Source organism: Pseudomonas sp. PGPR40, from assembly GCF_022014505.1.
Lineage (GTDB): Bacteria > Pseudomonadota > Gammaproteobacteria > Pseudomonadales > Pseudomonadaceae > Aquipseudomonas.
Genome location: NZ_JAKLSP010000011.1, coordinates 131,566 through 151,945 on the forward strand (window position 1 = coordinate 131,566; position 20,380 = coordinate 151,945).

20 protein-coding genes and 2 pseudogenes are annotated in these 20,380 nt (G+C 49.1%); all 22 read right to left on the bottom strand.

From position 1 onward, the window contains the following. Window positions 1–32 precede the first annotated feature (32 nt). The 22 genes and pseudogenes from MEB48_RS11950 to MEB48_RS12055 all read right to left on the bottom strand — a co-directional run bounded on the left by MEB48_RS11950 (window position 33) and on the right by MEB48_RS12055 (window position 20,380). Window positions 33–554: a GNAT family N-acetyltransferase gene (locus tag MEB48_RS11950; protein WP_237884436.1), complete on the bottom strand. Its 522-nt coding sequence runs from the start codon at window positions 552–554 to the stop codon at window positions 33–35. Between the two features lie 157 nt (window positions 555–711). Continuing rightward, window positions 712–972, bottom strand: coding sequence for a DUF6429 family protein (locus MEB48_RS11955; RefSeq protein ID WP_237884437.1), 261 nt, complete (start codon window positions 970–972; stop codon window positions 712–714). Window positions 973–1,285: 313 nt separating this feature from the next. Continuing rightward, window positions 1,286–1,666: a hypothetical protein gene (locus MEB48_RS11960; protein WP_237884438.1), complete on the bottom strand. Its 381-nt coding sequence runs from the start codon at window positions 1,664–1,666 to the stop codon at window positions 1,286–1,288. A 263-nt stretch (window positions 1,667–1,929) separates the two neighbouring features. Then, window positions 1,930–2,193, bottom strand: a pseudogene (locus MEB48_RS11965) (transposase domain-containing protein); the annotation flags it as partial. Window positions 2,194–2,249: 56 nt separating this feature from the next. Continuing rightward, window positions 2,250–2,468 (bottom strand): annotated as a pseudogene (gene tnpB / locus MEB48_RS11970) (IS66 family insertion sequence element accessory protein TnpB); the annotation flags it as partial. Between the two features lie 326 nt (window positions 2,469–2,794). Further along, on the bottom strand, window positions 2,795–3,154 hold the full coding sequence (locus MEB48_RS11975; RefSeq protein ID WP_237884439.1) for a VanZ family protein: 360 nt from the start codon (window positions 3,152–3,154) through the stop codon (window positions 2,795–2,797). Beyond that, on the bottom strand, window positions 3,151–5,253 hold the full coding sequence (locus MEB48_RS11980; protein ID WP_237884440.1) for a YjbH domain-containing protein: 2,103 nt from the start codon (window positions 5,251–5,253) through the stop codon (window positions 3,151–3,153). The genes MEB48_RS11975 and MEB48_RS11980 overlap by 4 nt, the downstream gene beginning before the upstream one ends. Beyond that, window positions 5,250–6,017 carry a capsule biosynthesis GfcC family protein gene (locus tag MEB48_RS11985; protein ID WP_237884441.1) on the bottom strand — a complete coding sequence of 256 codons (768 nt, stop codon included), beginning with the start codon at window positions 6,015–6,017 and terminating at the stop codon, window positions 5,250–5,252. Before MEB48_RS11985 ends, MEB48_RS11980 begins: the two co-directional genes overlap by 4 nt. After that, on the bottom strand, window positions 6,014–6,673 hold the full coding sequence (locus MEB48_RS11990) for a YjbF family lipoprotein (protein WP_330932703.1): 660 nt from the start codon (window positions 6,671–6,673) through the stop codon (window positions 6,014–6,016). Before MEB48_RS11990 ends, MEB48_RS11985 begins: the two co-directional genes overlap by 4 nt. A 14-nt stretch (window positions 6,674–6,687) precedes the next feature. After that, window positions 6,688–7,800 carry a polysaccharide biosynthesis/export family protein gene (locus tag MEB48_RS11995; RefSeq protein WP_237884443.1) on the bottom strand — a complete coding sequence of 371 codons (1,113 nt, stop codon included), beginning with the start codon at window positions 7,798–7,800 and terminating at the stop codon, window positions 6,688–6,690. 88 nt (window positions 7,801–7,888) lie between these two features. Further along, window positions 7,889–8,167, bottom strand: coding sequence for a hypothetical protein (locus MEB48_RS12000; protein WP_237884444.1), 279 nt, complete (start codon window positions 8,165–8,167; stop codon window positions 7,889–7,891). Between the two features lie 422 nt (window positions 8,168–8,589). After that, the gene (rfbC, locus tag MEB48_RS12005) at window positions 8,590–9,129 is read right to left on the bottom strand and encodes a dTDP-4-dehydrorhamnose 3,5-epimerase (RefSeq protein ID WP_237884445.1); all 540 of its coding nucleotides are present in this window, start codon (window positions 9,127–9,129) and stop codon (window positions 8,590–8,592) included. After that, complete coding sequence (gene rfbA, locus MEB48_RS12010) at window positions 9,126–10,004, bottom strand: glucose-1-phosphate thymidylyltransferase RfbA (protein WP_237884446.1); 879 nt, start codon at window positions 10,002–10,004, stop codon at window positions 9,126–9,128. The genes rfbC and rfbA overlap by 4 nt, the downstream gene beginning before the upstream one ends. A 45-nt stretch (window positions 10,005–10,049) precedes the next feature. Beyond that, window positions 10,050–11,117 (bottom strand): dTDP-glucose 4,6-dehydratase, encoded by a 1,068-nt coding sequence (rfbB, locus tag MEB48_RS12015; protein WP_237884447.1) that lies wholly within the window; start codon window positions 11,115–11,117, stop codon window positions 10,050–10,052. Further along, entirely contained in the window at window positions 11,114–12,241 is a 1,128-nt protein-coding gene (locus MEB48_RS12020; protein ID WP_237884448.1) for a DUF1972 domain-containing protein, read from the bottom strand. Before MEB48_RS12020 ends, rfbB begins: the two co-directional genes overlap by 4 nt. A 4-nt stretch (window positions 12,242–12,245) precedes the next feature. Further along, window positions 12,246–13,325 carry a glycoside hydrolase family 99-like domain-containing protein gene (locus MEB48_RS12025; protein ID WP_237884449.1) on the bottom strand — a complete coding sequence of 360 codons (1,080 nt, stop codon included), beginning with the start codon at window positions 13,323–13,325 and terminating at the stop codon, window positions 12,246–12,248. Continuing rightward, window positions 13,297–14,328 (bottom strand): glycosyltransferase family 2 protein, encoded by a 1,032-nt coding sequence (locus tag MEB48_RS12030; RefSeq protein ID WP_237884450.1) that lies wholly within the window; start codon window positions 14,326–14,328, stop codon window positions 13,297–13,299. The genes MEB48_RS12025 and MEB48_RS12030 overlap by 29 nt, the downstream gene beginning before the upstream one ends. A gap of 19 nt (window positions 14,329–14,347) precedes the next feature. Then, window positions 14,348–15,574 carry a hypothetical protein gene (locus MEB48_RS12035; protein WP_237884451.1) on the bottom strand — a complete coding sequence of 409 codons (1,227 nt, stop codon included), beginning with the start codon at window positions 15,572–15,574 and terminating at the stop codon, window positions 14,348–14,350. A gap of 3 nt (window positions 15,575–15,577) precedes the next feature. Next, window positions 15,578–16,435 carry a glycosyltransferase gene (locus tag MEB48_RS12040; RefSeq protein WP_237884452.1) on the bottom strand — a complete coding sequence of 286 codons (858 nt, stop codon included), beginning with the start codon at window positions 16,433–16,435 and terminating at the stop codon, window positions 15,578–15,580. A gap of 115 nt (window positions 16,436–16,550) precedes the next feature. Further along, on the bottom strand, window positions 16,551–17,666 hold the full coding sequence (locus MEB48_RS12045; RefSeq protein WP_237884453.1) for a polysaccharide pyruvyl transferase family protein: 1,116 nt from the start codon (window positions 17,664–17,666) through the stop codon (window positions 16,551–16,553). A 6-nt stretch (window positions 17,667–17,672) separates the two neighbouring features. Then, window positions 17,673–18,995, bottom strand: a complete 1,323-nt coding sequence (locus tag MEB48_RS12050) for a lipopolysaccharide biosynthesis protein (protein ID WP_237884454.1) — start codon at window positions 18,993–18,995, stop codon at window positions 17,673–17,675. A 53-nt stretch (window positions 18,996–19,048) separates the two neighbouring features. After that, on the bottom strand, window positions 19,049–20,380 hold the full coding sequence (locus tag MEB48_RS12055; protein ID WP_237884455.1) for a UDP-glucose dehydrogenase family protein: 1,332 nt from the start codon (window positions 20,378–20,380) through the stop codon (window positions 19,049–19,051).

Genomic DNA, 20,380 nt, shown 5'->3' on the forward strand with positions numbered 1-20,380 from the left:
TGCCAAAGGCTGCGTTCTGACATCGAACGCGCTTATTGGGAAAGCTCACACACCATTACAACCATCCCAATTTCAGCCAGGTCAGTCTTGAAAGGGATTTCACCGATCGCTTCAAAACCGAAATCCTGATAGAAGCGCCGGGCGTTTGAATTGGTCCTGAGTACATCAAGCCAGAGCAAGCGTTCTCCGCGCTCTATCGCTCGGTTGCAAATGAAACGCAGAAGCTGTTTCCCATACCCTCGTCCTGCTTCAGATTTGAGGAAGTAAATTTTTTGAAGCTCCGCGCCCATTGCGCCAGTCAGCGGCGCCGGCGTTGACCAGTTAACTTTGGAAAAACCTACGACCCTACCGCTTTCGTCTGAGGCTATAAGCCACAAATGGCTAGCGGATGATTCGAGTGATTGGCTGAGCGTGCCGGGTGAGAAGTCTTGATTGAGGAAGCTCTGCATGCCGGCGAGAGACCAGATGGCCGAAAAATGCTCTCGGTAGGTCTCACAGCCGACTTCACATAGAACATCGAGGTCGGCTCTAGTTGCTTCACGAATGTTGATCATATTCCTCGCCGGTTTATTCGCATGAGGAGATTGATGGGGAGCTCCCTTGGTTATTGTCGATGAGCACAGCCCCATCGTCCAGGTAGCGCTTCAGCGCTACCCAGTGTTTAAGGTAAACGATCCATAAACCCCATCTACGTATGGCCGGGGTATGAAGTCAGGTATCCGAGTCGGATATATGCTCCACTTGAGTCTTTACCCCAAACAACCGGTCGGCTATCTGCCGACCTCGCTCCAGTCCTTCAGCCGTCAACCAAATCGATTTGTTCTTGTTCACCGGATTACTGATGAAACCCTGTTCATGCAATCGGTTCATGGTCTCGAAGTCGAACCCTTTCCAAGTATTGCCGTTATCGAAACTGAAGGCTGCCAACAGGGCAAGCACGGCTTCTTCAATCAGTTTATCGTCGTATTCCATGATCGGTGCTCCAGGTTTATGGCGCGCTTACCGTGAAAATGCCTTCGCCGGCAAGCCGGCTCCTACGGAGTTCCGTGTCGCTCACAATATTGTAGGAGCTGGCTTGCCAGCGAAGACGGCCTCACGTCATGCAGCACCCATGACTTCGCCGGCAAGCCGCTCCCACGGGGTCGGTGTCGCTCACAATATTGTAGGAGCTGGCTTGCCAGCGAAGAGTAAGCGCTCCATAAACCTCACCTGCACATGAAGCGCCGATTCAAGGATGCTGAGCTCCCATTTCTCGCTCGGATCGACCGATCCGCCGGACGGTCTGTTAGTCGTTACGTGTCTGTTCAAGCCGCTTATCAAGCTCGCTTGGCGGCAAGTTCGGCGTCGAGTGAAGCGTCAGCCAGACGGCCCGCAGAATGTTGATCGCGGCCATGTTCAGGTGTTGTTCGGCGGCGTGGAGGGCCAGTTCGGCTGCCAGGCGCTTGTCGGCAGCACTGAGGTGCGCCGTTTTGTGGGTCATGTCCGCATCGACGTCGGCCAACAGCCCCTGGAGTTCCTGCACCGCCTGATCCGATGCCTGACGCATGTCCGCCAGCAGGCGGCTGGCTTCGGCAGGCGTCATGGCCAAGGCGCGGACGCTGCGAAAAGTCAGCCGGGCGGGCAAGGTGGCCAAACTGAAACCCGTCGAAATTAACTTGCCAATCATGCGAACAACTCCTGTAAACGAGTGTTTCAGCAGCGTATCAGAGTAAATCGCAAAAAAATGTCTGCTCATCGCTTGCCAGAATCAACTCTCCGCCTCTTTTTGGCATCAAGCGTCTGATCGTCGTCAGAACCCTCGAACGATGCGCCCATAGGCACTTTGGAGTCGGATTCAGGCAGCCTTGGCAAAGGTGTTGCACCTATGGTGACGGACGTATATCCGTAAGCGCGCCATAAACCCCCGTCCTTTTATGAGAGGGTTGGCTGTCAGTATGCGATGGCTGGTGTACAGCGCCACGGCAGCAGCGCTTCGTTGTCCTCGACGGCCTTGGCCTGGGGGAGGCACTCGAGGATGTGGCGCAGGTAGGCGTAGGGCTCCTGGCCGTTGGCCTTCGCGGTTTCCACCAGGCTGAAGAGCTGGGCGCTGGCGGTCGCGCCCTTGGGCGTGTCACTGAATAGCCAGTTCTTGCGGCCGATGACGAAGGGCCGGATCGCGCGTTCTGCGGCGTTATTGTCGATGGGCAGGTGGCCGGCTTGGTCTTGAAGCGCTCAGCCTCCAGGCGCTTGAGCCACAAACAGAAGCCGTTGCGGTGCCAATACAGAATTTTCACTTGGTTGCGCGTGCGATTGAGGAAGACAAACAACACCGGGTCGAACACCGCGACCTTGATATCCAACTCGACCAAAGCCGCCAGGCCATTGATGGATTTCCGGAAATCGACCGGTTTGGGGTAGAGGTAAACGGCTTTGACCTTTGGGTCGGGACGCATCATGGGCTGGCACCAGAAAAATTGGGAGCACAGCATCGACGGGCTATCGGTTCATTTGAAGGTGTAGTTTGTGGAGCGGTTACAGCGAAGACGGCCCCACGTCATGTAGCGCCCATGAAAATGCCTTCGCCGGCAAGCCGGTTCCTACGGGAGTTCGGTGTCGTTCACAATATTGTAGGAGCTGGCTTGCCAGCGAAGACGGCCTCACGTCATGCAGCGCCCGTGAAGCCGAACCCAGGCTCGGCTGCGGCTCCAGGCATTTGACTGGATGAAGTGGCAAGAGAGGTGTTGCTGGAGGGGGGATAGAGAGAGGATCTACGGTTGCAACATGCCGGCATGACTGCTTGGTATTTCGCGCCGTTTCAACGCACCCAGTACCTTGAAATCAACAACCCCATCAACACCCCGATAGTATTTGCCAGCATGTCGTAGGGCGAAGCTGTGCGCAGCGGCATCAAACCTTGCGCGGCCTCGATGAGTACGCCGGTGAGCAAACACCCCACGGCTATCCAGCGAAATTTCACATTGGGAAAGGTCAGGCGGCAGCTGCACGCAAATACCAGAAAGCCGATCCAGTGATGAAGCTTGTCCTCTTCGACGAACAGTTCCGGGATTGGCTGAGAGCGCAGACCCGCGAACAGCAGAATCACCGTCACTGCGGCAAAGGCCAGGCCCCGGAGCCAGAATGGCAACTCAACCAGGCCTTTGAGCCACGTGATCATTCGGTAATTTTCTCGAAGTTGTTGTAGAACAGGTCGCTGTCACGTCCGTCGGTCATGGTCTGCAGTGAATAGGTGCGGCTCAGACGTGCACCGCCATCGCGGGTCAATGGTGCCCAAACGATATTGGCCCGGCGCATGGTGGAGGTACTCAACAACTCGTCAAACGGGATGGAAACATAGATCCCTTTGTCGAAGCTGCCCTCGCCATATTCCTCCTTCGACGCGCTGGTCAGCGTGACCCAGCCGCCAAATTTCACGCCATTCTTGAATTCCCGCGACAAGTCCACAGTGGTACCCCAGTCCCGCGCCAGATAACGTCCCACACTGACCGCTGCAAGCATGTCATTGGGCAACTGAGTATAGCTGGTGATATGTCCCGTTACGGTCTGGTAGTCACGCAGACCGAAGCCCTGATTGTAATCACGCTGACGTACGAAGTTCAGATCCGCGCCCACCGACCAGCGTTTCCCCGTGGGTCGATACAGCACTTCGCTGCCGACCCCGGCATACATGGACTCCAGATAGCCGCCGTAGGCCATGCCATACAAATCCCGATCCAGTTGCACCGCATGGTTGAACTGGAAGGTCGGCATCATCACGTCGGAGGTGGTCATGTATTGGCGCAGATCAGTACGCACTCGCGGCAGCCCGCTCGGCGCGTCGTAGGTGAACTTGTCGAAGTTGTTCAGCAGGTTGGCACTGAGCAAACCGCTCCACCAGGTATTGCGGGTGAAACGGTACTCCGCGTCGGCATCGGCGGTGAACTGATAGAGCAATCCATCGGGACCGCCGATGTTCTGTTTGTAGCCCAGGCCCAAGCCATAGCTGAACGGTTCCAGCGCTTGGGTGTAGAGCGTGGTTTCCCGGTGCGCTGTCGCCGGATTGACCTCGGTCGTACGGTGCAGATCCTTCATCGGCAGGTCGTTGTTCACGACCGCGCGGAAGGTTTCCCGCGGCACACTGGTTTCCTCGATGGACATGTCATAACGCTGGTTTACCAGGGTGAACCAGTCGATGTCTTGATTGACGCTGTTATCGAGAATCCGGCTAGCCCGCCCGACGGCCTTGGCCGAATAGAAATAGCGGGACTGCTCGCCATACACCATCAGCTCCGAACCGCGCTGGGTGATGCGTTTTACTTTATAGCCGGCATTTTGCTGCAGCCGATCGGAAACATCAGCCCAGTTGACCTGATCAGCCGGGGTTGTCGGCGCCTGCACCGGTAATGGCTCAGCCGGAGGGTCATAGGTCTTGACCGGTGCCTTGCGGCTGACAAAGTTGGTGTGCAAGGTGATGCCGAACATCGCCGTATTGCCCCGCTCCCAGCCAGCACTCAGATCGATGCTGTCGGCCAGCTTGTAGACCACGCCAATGTTGATCGGCAGGTCCTGTTTGATCGAGTTGTCCAGCGGTTCATTCTTGTAATCATTACCCTCGTATTCGAGCTTCAGGCTCAGCGGCGCCCACGGCGTTTGATAGGCAACCCCGCCAAACAACGAAGGATGGCCCCTGAAGTAAGCGTTGGTGTTCACGTCCCCTGCCCTGGCGACAGCCGCACTGCTCTCTGGCCGGTCGTTGAACTTGCTGCCGAAGACTGCCAGCGGGTTACTGAAATCCCCTCGATTACCCAGATAGCCCCAGGCAATACCGAGGCTGAAATCCAGGTTTTCATAACGCTTGTTGGCGACAAAATATTCGCTGGAAAACAAGCCGGTACCGCCGATGTCCCGAGCGCCGACAGCGATCTGCGGCGCCCAGTGACTTTCTTCCCACAGCCGCGCCTTGACGTCGATGGCCTTGTCTTTGAAGCTCTGATCGCCGCTAAAATCCTCGGGACCATAATTGCGGTTGGTGATCGCCGTGTAACGAAACGAACCTTCCAGCCAATCTAGCGGTTGCAAGGAAAAACTGTAGCGCGAGTAAGGATCGGTACGACTCGCGGTAGCGCTCAATTCACCTGCGGGGGCCATGCGCGCGGTGGGGGTCTGTAACAGACCGACGCCACCAAAATCACTCTGGGTGTAACGCGGCTCACCATGGGCCAATCCACAGGGCAGGAGCAATGCAGCAGCAAAACGTAACTTAAACGGGCACTTCAAGGAGCCACCTCAGCCAGGGGTTGGGTGGCGAGAAACTCGGCCAGTTGTTGATTGAGTTCAGGGGTTGGCGTCTCGAGATCGTCGCTCCTGATCGGTACCAGAATCCTGCTGCCGGGAGCGGCCACGACGCCCTCCTCACGATTCCATGCCGCCACACCTACGCGCCGCACCTGGCCATTGGGCTGGATCAACCACAGATAATCGCGCTCGGCGCCGTCGAGAATGGCGCAATCGCGCGCATAGGCACTTACTTCCTGCAGGGCACGGTAAGGCACCTGACAGGGCTGCACGACTGCCCCGAGAACTTCCACGGAGGAAGGTCGCATCGGGTAAATCAGACGGTCGCCGTCATCCAGCCGAGCATTGCGGGCGAATCCCACTTCCACGGCGATCGGGTCCAGTACCGCTATCTGGCGGCCGGTAACCGGCAGTCGCTCGATCTGTTCATATAGGCGCGCACTCAAATCCGCTCGCGCTTCTTTGCCATCGAGCAAGGCACCCCGTTGCACCAGTTTCAGATCGAACAGTACGCCGGCCTTCAGCCGGGCCTGCTGATCCTCCAGTGAGCGATGCAGCCAGGCCGCCCCCAGCCAATAACTCTCGGCGTTGGGTTGGGCGCTGTGAATGGCATCCAGTAAACGTACCCCGGGCTTGACATCGAAGTGGCCCGGGCTGCGCACATCGCCGCTGACCGTGACGCCAGCGTGCCCCACGCCCGGGCCGATCAAGAGCAAGCCAAGCAATAGAAGGTTCGGACACTTCACCGGCCAGCTCCCCGATCAGGGCGCAACTGCACGATTTTCAGGAACAGCTGCGGCGTCAGATGCTGCTCGCTGCGCAGGATGAAACCGTCCTGGGGATCGACCCAGTAGCGGTTAGTGGCGCGGAAATTCAAGGTGGGTGCATCCACCTGCTCGTCGATGCGCAGCAAGGCGTAATCCTTGTCCAAAATACTGATGGTCTCGATGCCGTGGGGGCTGAAACGGCTGTTGACCGCGATACCGACTCGATTGCCGTCGTAGATGTCGATCCAGCGTGTGCTGGTGTAACCGTCGGATAACTGCTGAAGGCCGCGTTTGAACGGCGACTCATCATTGAAGCGAGTGCCGTCCAGAGAAACGCCCAGCCCGACGGTACGCACCACCAAACCGTCACGCATCATCAACACTTGCTTGCCGGAAGCGACCCAGAACTGTAGATCGCCACGCCGGCGAGCCATGGCCATCACCCCCTCGCTGGAGGTGGTGGTGACCAGGATCTGCGGATAAGGCACGGCGTCGACCTGAGCCTGGGTCAATTTGATGGAGGCAGGTCCCGTGACGGACTCTTCAAGAGTGTCCAAGGAGGCCCTCATCAACGGGTTACAGCCGCACAACAAGAGCGCCATCGTCAGACAGGCGCAGGTAGGCAAAATTTTCACGGCGGGATAGAGCCTTATCTGCTGTTAATTTCGTCGACGTTATTAACAGCGTTGGCGCCGGTGCCGAGGACTGCGGCCGTAGGCAGAAGCTGGCTGATCAAACGGTTCCAGCGCGTCACACCCGCCGGGCCGACATAGACGATGTCTTGCGGCTGCAAGTCGAAACGAGTGGCCAATACCAAGGCCGAAGGGGATTCGGCATCGAGCTGGAACACTTTGGCCGGTTCGGTTTCCAGGTTATCCGCGCCGCGAATCACGTACACCGCGTTGCCATTGGAGGTGGTCTGGTTCAAGCCACCCACCGTGCCCAGAGCATCGGTCAGGTTGATCGATTTGCTCTTGAAGCTCAGCGCGCGAGGCTGGTTGACCTCACCCATGACATAGATTCGCTTTTGGTCGTTATAAGGCAAGTACAACCGGTCGCCACCCTTGAGGTAGACGCCCTGGAGCTGTGAGTCCTGGCGATTGAGCGTGTCCAGATCCAGCTTGTATTCGCGCCCGTCACGGGTCAACGTCAGGCCTGACAGATCTGCGTTCAACGGATCCACACGGGCCGCGCCAACGGCCTCCACTACGCTCAGTGGGGTGGTGGTGATCGGCTGTTGGCCGGCTTTGAGTACCGCACCGGAAACCACCACGGTTTGGCTGGCGAAGCGCAAAACGCTGACGTCAACCTGTGGGCTTTCGACAAATTGTGATAAACGCTCGGCGATATAGGCTCGCAGCTCTTCAATGGTTTTACCCGCGGCTGGAATATTACCGATATAGGGATAAAACAGCGTGCCGTCCGGGCGCACCAGACGACCGTTGGCATCAAGTTGCTGTTGCGGCCCTGAAGGCGCCGTCAACTCGGGATGATCCCAGACCGTGATAAACAACAGATCATTGGCGCCCACGCGATAACCGCCAGGCACATAGGACGTCAATATCGAAGGGACCGATTCGCGAACTTGCGTGGCGGCATCCATGGCAATCAATTTAGGCGTGATCGGAATAAGCTCCACCCGGCTACTTTCCGGAGAACCATCACTGACCATTTGACTGGTGTCCATGTGTTGACCAGGCGAAAACATACAGCCGTGCAAGCTGATGCTTGCCAGCATAACAACAGATAATCTACGGATCATAAATGGCACTACGCTAGTCGAGGGCAGATCTAAAACAAGATCACCCAGAGAACTCTGAGTGATCTTGAACAACACACTTCGCGGGGTATTAGTTGGTACCGGTCGTACCGCCAGTGCCGGTGGTACCACCCGTGCCAGAGTTACCGCCATTGGAATTGCCACCGGAGTTTGAAGCAGCCACTGCAGCGCCAGCGATAGCCGCGCCGATTAACACAGTTTCGGCGACAGTCACGTCCCCGACCAGCGGGGTGTTCAAGGACAGCGGCTCGCTCACTGCTTCGCTCGCCGGTTTATTGGTGGGTTCATCCGCTGCCAATGCCGCGGTGCTCATGACAGCCAGCAAGCCGGCCGTAAGTAGCTTCTTCATATCAGACTCCTTCTCGACATCAAACTTTCATTAGATTTGATACTAAGGGACCGGGAATGGAACAGCAGAACGAAAAAACCGGCCCATTGAACCAGCCAGTTCATACCATCGCCTCTGCTGAAGGATGTCATTTATAGACATTACATGCCATATGCCAAACCTGGTCACCTTACGGGTAAAAGCATTTACAGAAGACAGTGACAATTGGAAATTGAGTGCATTTTCCAAGAATTTTCCAGCGAAACCACGATTTTTTCACGAAAAACCCCGAATGCAACTCACTCCTATTTTTCGCCGATTGTTATTATTAGTCAGGATTTTCACGACATCCAGTCCGCAAGATTTCAGTGCGCCAGGAGCGTCATTGTAAATAACATCAGGTCATAAATAGTTAATGTTAATTATAGACAATGACGGGTCAGTCATTCCCCGTTCAACACCACACGCAACCGTGGATTGCGTTGGTCTTTTTCCGAAAGTTGGGGCGATTCCAATGGCCAGGCAATGTCCAGCTCCGGATCATTCCAGAGCAACCCACCCTCGTCCTCGGGAAAATACAGGTCAGTGCATTTGTATTGAAAATCGGCGATATCGCTGAGCACGCAAAAGCCGTGGGCATAACCTGGCGGTACCCATAGCTGAAGATGGTTGTCGGCGGTCAACTTGACCCCCACATGTTCACCACATGTCGGGGATTCAGGATTGATGTCTACCACCACGTCGTACACTGCCCCTTGGGTGACCCGCACCAACTTGCCCTGGGGCCGAGTCCGCTGGAAATGCAAACCACGCAACACCCCATACTGCGAGCGTGAGTGATTGTCCTGGACGAAAGGCAAGTCGATGCCGGCGTCGCGATAACGCTGCTCATGATAGCTCTCGAGAAAGAACCCACGGGCATCGCCGAAGATTTTAGGCTCGATGATCAGTACACCGGGTAACCGAGTGTTGATGACATTCATCTCGCAGGCTCCGTCGTCAGTACCCGTGCCAGGTATTGGCCGTAGCCGGTTTTATGTAACGCCGTGGCTTGTTTATCCAGTTCCGCGGCCGACAACCAACCCTGGTGGTAGGCCACCTCCTCCAGACAAGCCACTTTCAAACCCTGACGCGCTTCGATGGTCTGGACAAAATGCCCGGCCTCCATCAACGAATCATGGGTTCCGGTGTCCAGCCAGGCAAAACCACGCCCCAGCACACTGACGTGCAAATCCCCGCGCTGCAGATACGCATTGTTCACGTCAGTGATTTCAAGCTCGCCGCGGATCGAAGGCTTGACTTGCTTGGCAATGCTTACAACGTCTTTGTCATAGAAATACAAACCGGTGACGGCATGGTCGGACTTCGGATGTTTCGGCTTCTCTTCGATCGAAATCGCCTTGCCTTCGCTGTCGAACTCGACTACACCAAAACGGTCCGGATCGCTGACTCGATAACCGAAGACGGTGGCGCCAGATTGTCGTTGTGACGCTTCGCGCAACAAGGCACTGAAGCCATAACCGTAGAAGATGTTGTCGCCCAGAATCAGCGCCACATTGCTGTCGCCGATGAAGTCCTCGCCAATCAGAAAAGCCTGGGCCAGGCCATCGGGAGAAGGTTGTTCGGCATAGCTGAGTTCAATGCCGAAAGAAGAACCGTCACCCAACAGGTTCTGGAAGTTGGGCAAGTCCTGCGGCGTGGAAATAATCAATATCTCGCGAATGCCCGCCAGCATTAATACCGACAGCGGGTAATAAATCATCGGCTTGTCGTAGACCGGCAGCAGTTGTTTGGATACGCCACGGGTAATGGGATGCAAGCGAGTGCCGGAGCCGCCCGCCAGAATGATGCCTTTCATATGAGGATTCCTTTCAAGGTTTAATAGAGGCAGGGTTTGAATGGTTCAACCGATATGGCCAAGACGCTCCGGGCGGTACTCACCGCTAAGAACTCGTTGCCACCACCCTTGATTCTCCAGATACCACTGAACCGTTTTGCGTATACCGCTTTCAAAGGTTTCCTGTGGTTGCCAACCGAGTTCACGCTCGATCTTGCTCGCATCGATGGCGTAACGACGATCATGCCCGGGACGATCGGTGACGAAGGTGATCAGTTCCTTGTAAGAGCCCAGCTCTTCATCGCGTGGGTGCAGCTCATCAAGCAGCTCGCAGATGGTTTCCACCACTTGCAGGTTGCGCTTCTCGTTGTGCCCGCCAATGTTATAGGTTTCGCCAACGGTGCCGCGCGACACCACTTCGAACAGGGCTCGGGCATGGTCCTCGACAAATAGCCAGTCGCGGATCTGCGAGCCATCGCCATATACCGGCAACGGCTTACCGTGGATGGCATTGAGAATCACATGGGGGATCAGCTTCTCGGGGAAGTGGAAGGGCCCATAGTTGTTCGAGCAGTTGGTGACCAATACTGGCAAGCCATACGTGCGATGCCAGGCGCGCACCAGGTGATCGGAGCCGGCCTTAGATGCCGAGTACGGCGAGCTCGGCTCGTAGGGCGTGGTCTCGGTGAACAGATCGTCGGTGCCTTCCAGGTCGCCATAGACTTCATCGGTGGAGATATGGTGGAAGCGAAAGCCCTGTTTCTGCTCCGCCGCCAGCCCTGACCAATAGCGACGGCTGGCTTCCAGCATGCTGTAGGTGCCAACGATGTTGGTCTGGATGAAGTCCGAGGGGCTGTCGATGGAACGGTCTACATGAGATTCGGCCGCCAGGTGCATCACCGCATCGGGTTGGAAACGCGCGAACAGTTCGTGCAGCGCCTCGGTGTCGCAGATATCCACCTGCTGGAATTCATACCGGGAGCTGCCCGCCACCGACGCCAGGGACTCGGTATTGCCAGCGTAGGTGAGCTTGTCGATATTGAGCACACTCACATCGGTGTTGTCGATCAGATGGCGAACGACGGCAGAGCCGATAAAACCGGCACCGCCGGTGACGATAATACGTTGGGTCACTTGTTGTACTCCCTGGGGTACCACTGGATCAGTAATTTTTCATATTGGGAAAGGATGTTTTCCCAAGTGAACTTTTCGTTGAAGCGACGGGTGCTTTCAGCCTTCATCGCCGCGATCAAATGGTTGTGGTCGTCGCGCAAGTACTTCTCGAACAACTTGGCACAGTCGTGCTCGTCGTCGAAGTACACCGCTGCATCACCAGCGACCCAACGGTTGAAATGGTTGTTATGGGCAATCACCGAGCAACCGGCGCCCAATGCCTCCACCAGCGAAGGGTTGGTGCCCCCTACTCGATGGCCATGGATGTAAAAGCGGCTGAAAAACCGCAGGGCCTGGACCACCGCCGCCTCATAGATGGCGCCGGGGAAGATCACTTCCTCGCCGGCCGCGTCCATCACCCGCTTGTGGTACTCGTTCTTCTCTGGCGTGAAGTTGCCCAGCACCACCAACTTATGGTTACGGCGTTTGCTGCTGAAGGCCTTGACGACCTGCAGAAAGGAGTTCTCCGGCTCCGGTCGGGCAATCACCACCGAGAAACCATGGGGCTCCAAGCCATAGCTGGCCAAGGCGGCCGGATCTGCCTCGTTCACCCGGTCCCCCCCATAGGGAATCATGGTGATCTTCGAATCGTTGACCCGGGTGGTCAGGTGATCCTTGATTTTCGGGTGGTCGGCCACCAAGTGGTTGCCGATCCAGCAACCCGCCCGCTCGTTCAGCCAGAACCACGTTTTCGCCACCGGCCCCCACTTCTCCCGCCGCCATTCGATGCCATCCATATTGATGACATTGGTCTGGCCCTTGACCCGCTGCAGAATATTGAACACCGCAGTGTTGTAGCCGAGGGTCAGAAACAACCCCTTCTGGTCCAGCGCATGGACGGTGGCCTTCCAGTCGAAAAACACTGTACCCGCCACGCCGGTATTGGCGATCGGAATATGTATTCTTTGAATTCCATTCCATTCTGTGGAGGTAGTACTCCCAATACCTTCTTCCTGACAATAAACGGTGACCTTCCAACCGTTGCTTGTTAAGTAAAGTGCGAGTTTTTCTGCAAAAGTTTCGAAGCCGCCATGTTTGGCAGGAACACCTCGTATGCCCAATATATATAAATTTTTATGCTTCATATGGTTAGTCTTTTTTGTCGAGAGATTGTTTTAAAGCCCTAATATAATCAGTGCCAAATTTTTTCGTGGGCTCGATGTAAGAGCCTTCACCATATTCATTCCAGCAACATATAACCATATGACCTAGTGTCTTTTTGTGGTGCGTTTCAATAAATTTCTTTGCAGCAGAAACATGATAACCAAACTGCTCAGGTGTACTCGTTGAGTTATCGTGACTCAAGTCTTTACTACCTCCCCAAGGACGTTTGTCCCACCCGGAAGTTACAGGAACAAAATAGGGGATTTTAGTATTATCAATGATCCATTGCCATGACTGCTCGTAGCCGTCGGTCAACTCTTGATAGCTTGTGGAAGGCTTAGTGGATTTATTGTGCTCTCCTGACACACCGTAGTGGTAATTGTATGCCGTGAGCGCGTCATAACCATCTTTTGTTATATTAAATAGGTTAGTGCTTAAAGCTTGGCTTGCGCCAACAAAATATATGCCATTAAGCCCTGAACTTACTGCTTTTTCTCGAGCTCTATCAATTAATTCCTTTGAAGAACTTCCGAAGCTACGAGCTTGCCTATCTAATTCTTGAGGCGAAAAAATAAAAACAACCGGCTTGCCATCTATTGTTTTATAATCGGAAGAAGAAAAATAATTAGCAATCCAATACTCAACAACCTTATCGAAAGTTCTCATGGATCGCGGCGAATTAAAGTGATTAGCCCAAAGGATAGAAAACTCAATTCCATTTTTTGATTTAGATGCTATAAAGGAGTCAATTGTCTGATTAAGGGTAACACCATGATTTTCTAACCAGTACCAATCATAAATTACAAAATCTATTCCTGCTTTGTGCATCCAGGTAGTTTGCTGCTCCGTTGTGTGTGGGTCCCCATCTTTGTACCATCCATTCAATGGTTTTTTTTCCGGATATTTTTTTATTTTCAACCAAGGATCATTGGGCTTCAATGGTGCAGATTTAAGCCAGCCGGGAAAATAATAAACACCAACGCTAATGTCCGCATACAAACTTATGGGATAAGAAACCAATGCCAGTAGAATTAACTTAGCGATCGATTTTTTTCCAGGTCTCACGAGAACTCCCTCCCCACACAGATATAAGTAGAGCAAAATTTCGATCAAATTTATGCATGGAAACTTTATGAGCAAAACACTTTATAAGCGTTAAAAATGGAGATTTAGTCCGAGCCTCAATAAGCATCTCTATCTGCATTTTTTGAATGCTTGAGAGGTGAGTTTTATTAAGTGCGTAAAAGCTAGAAGCTTGAGAAGTAACGCGATCTAAATAATCTCGCGCCTTTAACCAAGGCTTACTATTCAACAACAAAGAAACATAGTATTTTAGATTTAGTCTCTTGACACCAAGATGGTTCCTTCCATGTTGCCTATATAATATTGTTTGACTATCAACATAGGTTAAGCGCCCAAAGACACAAGCAGTCAAGGCGAGCCACCAATCGTGCATGACAAGTGCATCGTTAGGGTCACACGTCAACAAACCACTCTTATCAATAAGAGCTTTGTTTCCTGCAGAAGTACAACCGACGACAATGTTTTGGAGTATAAGTTTTGGGAATGTTACTCCAACGGAAGTGTCAAATCGAGACATTGCCATAAAGGAGTTCGATAAGACCTTTAGATTTCTATCAACGACCTGCAGATCTGTAAATACAAGCTGGGGATCTTTGCTTGGAGTAAATGCTTGGATGGTGATAGCGACCTTTTCAGGGAGCCAGACATCATCTTGATCGGAAAACATAAAATATTCATTTTTAACGTGTTTAAGGAGCAATGCAAATGATTTTGCTGAGCCTTGATTCCCAAAGTCATCATGAATATATTTTATTCTAATATCTTTTTGTGAGTATACACCAATTAAGCTCATCGTATTGTCGGTCGAACCATCATCTCTGATGAGCAACTCCCAATTCTTATATGATTGATTCAATATCGAATCAAGTTGCTCCACAAGAAAATCTTCACCATTATAAGTTGACATTAAAATTGTTACTGCTGGCTCGTTAGTTTCAAAGTTGAGTTTCACTTGATCCACCCCTTGTAAAATTGAATTTGGCATAAAGACAAAGAGACCTGGACTATTCAGGCTTAACTCTAAAAAACAAATAGAACAACACATATGAAACTGATGATGTCATGATAAACAAGTAAGGATTTGTCATTCCAGAACCCAACCACAACCCATACAGTATTATTAGATACAACGCCTCCTTACGTTTCACTGCGCCAGCTCTAAGCGTTAAGGCGGAAGCTGGGATAATTAATATTAACCCTATAGCAAGCACCAGCAACCCAACAACACCTAACTGCATGAGCAGTGCTGCCCACTGGACTTCGTAGAGATAAGGCTGATAAGGGCTTCTTATAAATGTTTGAATATAGCCGCCAAGCCCATTACCCAATACGATATGATTCTGAGCCTCTGTTATTAGCAAAACAGCCTGCTGATTTTTCATATCAATAGATGTTGAGTCCTGCGACCGTATGTTTATGATTTCATTTAGCCAATCTATATTTAAAATCAAAACATATGTACAGGCAAATAAAAACGCAGAAACAGAGGCGATTTTTATATTCCCCTTCACTATTATTATGTAGCCAACCAAAATGTATGCGTTGAGAATCCATATGTACCTAGTAAACCCAAGTGATGTCGAAACCATTGCGATGATGATATATAAATAAGTAAACTTATACGAAAAAATCTTATGATCCGAAAACAACAAAACGAAAGATGCGACAAAAGGTATTATGATGTCATTTCCGAATGAAATCCTGGCAATTGCTGCATCTTCTGACCAGAAACTTACAACCGAAGATCCTATAAAATTGCGTATGAGTTCCTGAAGCGCTCGAACGCTAATAAAACCAAATACAGTAGAAAAAATAAGCAACGTTTTAAAAACGCTATATATGAAAGAGGCGTAGACGATTGCTTTAAAAAGCTCCTTCAAACTTATAGTTTTTGATCTGACAGCGATCAGCATAAAAAACACTGAAAGCAAAAACCCAAAGTAAGAGAAAAGCGCACGACTGTGATATTCATTATACTTAGTTACAGTTATCGAGCTTAAAAAAGCTGTCAACAGTATCGCGATCCAAACCACTAACCAGATTAATAGGTTTTTCGTGGCTTTGTTGAATGTTCCTTTTATAGTGATTTTGTAGCAAAGATATAAAACTGCAAAAGCAAAAGACCCAATTTTTATTGGTATGAAGCTTGAAGCGGGCAATACGATCAATGCATACAAATAAATATGTATTGGTGAAATCTGACTCCTGATCAAACTCAACAAATTATTCATTTTTTATATATCAATATTATTAATATGTTGAGTTAGGTATTGAAATACGGGTTTTATATTTTTTTTAAGCCAGCAATTCTTTATCATATCTAAAATCGTAAATTTCTTTTGAATTAGTCGAATTTTTGATTGAAGTAAATACGTTGATTTTTTGTCATAATGCTTTTTATTCCTTTGAAATAATGCGTCAAGCGCCGTACTAAATGTCATATTCCGAGACACTCTATTCGTGTCCAGATCATCGTGATGCATGATGTAAAGTGAGTTGGATAGCCTAAAGCCCTGGCCGTGCTGCTTGGATAAGCGGAGCCACGTATCCCAATCTTGAAGTCTCTTAACGCTAGTATCAAAACCTCCTATTGACTTCAAATATTCGGTTTTAGTGAAGATTTGATTTGATGCAATATTATCAAGTAAAAGATCATCAGGCTTTACTATCCTGGAGGCCCCTTTATAATATTTGTTGCGTTTCCCGCTTGCGTACTGATCAGTATGATTGCTGCAAATAAACGCATATTCGGACTTCCAATGTTGTAGCAACATTGAAATTCTATTTGGATGAAACTCGTCGTCATCGTCCAAGCCTGTGACAAACTCTCCTTTTGCAGAAAATATACCGAGATTTCGAGCGCTGCATGCTCCTTTGGGAGTGTCATTTCGTTTGTATAGAACGCTAGGGGAATCTAGTATTAATTGCCGCATATACTCTTGGGTGCCATCAGTCGAACCGTCATCGCATATAATGATTTCTATATACGGATAATCTTGATTTAGAACAGAGTTAATCGCTCGTTGCAATTTGTTAAGTCGGTTGTGTGTAGAAATATATACAGAGACCAACGGCAAAACCGCCTTATTCATTGATACTCCTCCAGCGACTATACTATTAAGTAGGCTTCGGACTTCAACAGCTCGGCGCCCTTACTTTAAAATTCATTACATTTATGAAATTTACTTTCCAGTTATTGCGATTTTATCAGTTAAATATGGCAGACATCGTCGTATCTATGCGCATTCTATTTTGCTCAACAGCGCTTTCAAAATTCAACTGTGTTTGTTTACTATTGGCTACGGACTCTCTTAATTTTTTTGTGCATTGGTCAGTATCTTCAAGACTATTGACGATGCACGCATCAATTCTGTTATCTGCGAACAGATTGGCGATTTTTTTATTGTGGCCTAATTTGGTTAGGGCGATTATTTTTGCCCCATTTATTGCTGCCAGCATCAAAACATGTAGCCTATTACTTATTACTAGACTTGATTTCGAGTAGATTTCATTGCACTCACTTAGAGATAGCTTTTTATCAATGAACTCAAATTGCAAATGATGATTCTTTTTTCTAAGTTCATCATAAAGGTCACGGCACCCTTCTCTATCGTACGCCACTTGATAGCATATAGTAACTTTGCTCGACGATGGATTTTCAGCTAAAAATCTAGATAAAATTTCTTTAATTTTTTCCAGATAGCTTGAGTCGTGTTTTATACCATTCGCGTTGGATCTAAAGCTTAACACTATATGGTTTTCATGCTCAAATGTTCCGAGCCGATCGGTATCTGGCTTGTAATACCAAGAGAAATCTGGAAAAAAAATTAAATTATTTATACGAATATCTTTTCCAAATTTCAGCGAGTGACTATCTCTTACGCCATATACACGATAGGCGAAAGATTGAATTGACTCAGATATCGCATTAGCTTTATCAAATGGCCCAATTGAGAAGCCCAACCGTATAATCTTGCACCCCACCAAGCGCAAAATAAATAATTTAGAAGATTTTACTATTGTACCAATGGAGGATTTCATCCCTTTTCTAGAAATATCCCCAGGAGGTAACAATAAATATGTCTCACTTCTTCTTCTAATAGCCTCGAAAAATATCGAAGCGAATAAACTAGAATTACTGGACGAAGCTAATGTGTCGTTCCCGCCGGTAATTTCGTCGACAAACCAGCGCGGAGTATCGTTATCGTTAACGATAATTTCTCCGTATTTACGAACTAAATCCAGTGCTACCTTATTGATCAATAGATCCCCGGTATTCTCTATCTGGCCGGCGGGCTCAAAATATATTTTCTTTAATTTCATAAGTCATTAACTCAATTGTCGACGTATTGTATTGATTACGGTGATGGATGCACCAATATAATGAAGAGAAAGCACCACGCTATATAGTGCGATGGCTTCTTTCGGAGTAAATCTAAAATATGCCGAAACAGCAAAAACAGACCCGGTCAGTAGCAGTCGCACGAAATTGATGATGAGCAATTTCTTCTGTTGTTTAAATACGTTGAGAGCGTTAGATATGGGATTTGCAACAAACTGACTCAATAAGTATATGGAGAGAAGACTACAGTAAACACCTGCCTCTTTCCATTGCGCCCCAAAGAACAATGAGAAAATCAACGGACCTAAAACAGCTATAATTATGGTAGGTAAAATACCCAGCAAGATTAGTTTTTTTGCTAAAAATTTCGTTAGTTTTAGAATCTCTAGATTATTTTTTCTACCTATTTTCGAAATTTCCGCGTAGTACGCTTGGCCTGTAGTTTGCGCGATAAGGGCCACAGGTAGAGCTAAAGCCATTAGTGCTAGTCCAAGTTGCCCTGCAACCTCCGCGCCATACATTGACGACATAAATAAAGCAGGAGCTTGCATTGACAGTGTAAGTAAAATTTGGGAGGGCAGCCTGAATGCAGGAAACTCTGAAAAATACCGCATAGTAAACAATACATTTTGTCTTGTTATGCGCTTGCCACTTATCACTCTAATATCCGCATAAGTGCTTTTAGCAAGTGAGTAGCTTCCACCTACTTGATTTAGTATATGACCAATTAAAAGCCCAATTTTTCCTACGCCCAATAGTGCTAGTAGAATCTTAGAAATAGCGCCAGATAATGCTTGGTTAACATTAGTTTTTGCGATGGATTTGAAGTTTTTACTTCTAATCGCCCAGTTACACAACGCCTCGTAGACTCCGGCGCCCAAGAAGCCAAAAATCAAGAGAAACCAAAAGGGTGTTAGCTGTGACACGGACAAAAAGCCAAAAATATAATCTGAGTAAAAAAATAGTATAAGTGATGCTGCGAAAGAAATGAGCAACAAGCTTGAGATACTTATAATTAATAAGCAAAGTGCAATCTCGCTCCTTTTAGGAAGAGGAATTGCTGCGGCATATCGAAATGATCCAAAGGGGGACAATATAAATATGATTGATGCAAATAGAGTATACACTCCAAATTGCTCTGGCGTGTAAAGTCTCGTTATTATTGGAATACTAACCAAGCTAATAACTTTTGCTGCGCTACTTCCACTAGCTAAAATTATTATGTTTTTTAGTATATTTTGATTCTCTCCTTCTCTTAGATGAAGCTTTGATGCTATTTTTCTTAACATACTCTTGATTGGATTTTTCAATTTAAATAATTCAAGTTTGGAGGGAGAAGCTCGCTTCTCCCAGGTTCATTTGGCTATCGGCCTATACCATAATATTGCCATTCATCAGCCTTTAGTTGCTCCGGTGAGTATTGATTTCGACCGTCAAAAATAACCGGAGATCTTAAAAGCTTCTTTAAAGCCTTGAAATCGGGTCTACGAAATGGCTTCCATTCTGTGACGAGCACTAGCGCATCAGCATCAATAGCAGCTTCATATTGAGCTTCTGAAAACTCCAACAACCCATCGGTTTCATAATTATGAGGGAATTCGGCTCTGGCAGCCTCGATGGCGACTGGATCGAAGGCTTTGACTTTAGCACCAGCCTTAGTTAACTTTTCAATAAGAGTTATGCTTGGAGCTTCCCGCATGTCATCTGTACCAGGCTTGAACGATAAGCCCCATACTGCAAAAGTTCTACCTTTTAGCTCATGGCCAAAATGATCGGTTATTTTCTCAAATAAACGATGTTTTTGAGCTTCATTACGATCCTCCACCGCCTGTAGTACTTTAGGTTCAAAATCGTTTTGATGGGCCATATTAATGAGCGCTTTTACATCTTTTGGAAAACAAGATCCCCCATATCCACACCCAGCATAAATGAAGTGATAACCAATACGGCTATCTGCTCCGATACCCAGCCTGACACTTTCAACATCTACATCTAATTTTTCACAGAGATTCGCTATTTCGTTCATAAACGAAATCTTTGTTGCTAGCATCGCATTTGCGGCATATTTAGTCATTTCCGCAGATCGAACGCTCATGAACATTATTCTTGGATGGTTCCTAACAAAAGGCGCATAGAGTTCAGTCATTAACTCTTTAGCGAAACTCGTATCTGCTCCAATGATGATTCTGTCAGGATGCATGAAGTCGTTGACTGCAGCTCCTTCTTTTAAAAACTCTGGATTTGATGTTACTTCAAATGCAATATCAATATTTCTTTTTTGTAATTCTTCCGAAATAACAGCGCTAACTTTAGCAGCCGTTCCTACGGGTACTGTCGACTTATCGACAATCACGGTCGGGTGTTTTAGGTTTTTGCCAATTTCCGTCGCTACATCAATTACATACTTCAGGTCTGCAGAACCGTCTTCACCTGGAGGTGTGCCAACTGCAATGAATAAGATGTCAGAAACACTCATCCCATCGGATAACGAATCAGTGAATTGGAGTTTGCCTTCTTTGTAGTTTCTGACTACGATTTCTTCCAAGCCAGGTTCGTATATAGGAATAATTCCATTTTTTAGTCTTTCGACTTTTATCTTGTTTACATCAACGCAGACTACTGTGTGTCCCATCTCTGCAAAACATGCGCCAGTGACCAGTCCTACATAACCGGTTCCAATTACTGTTATGTTCAT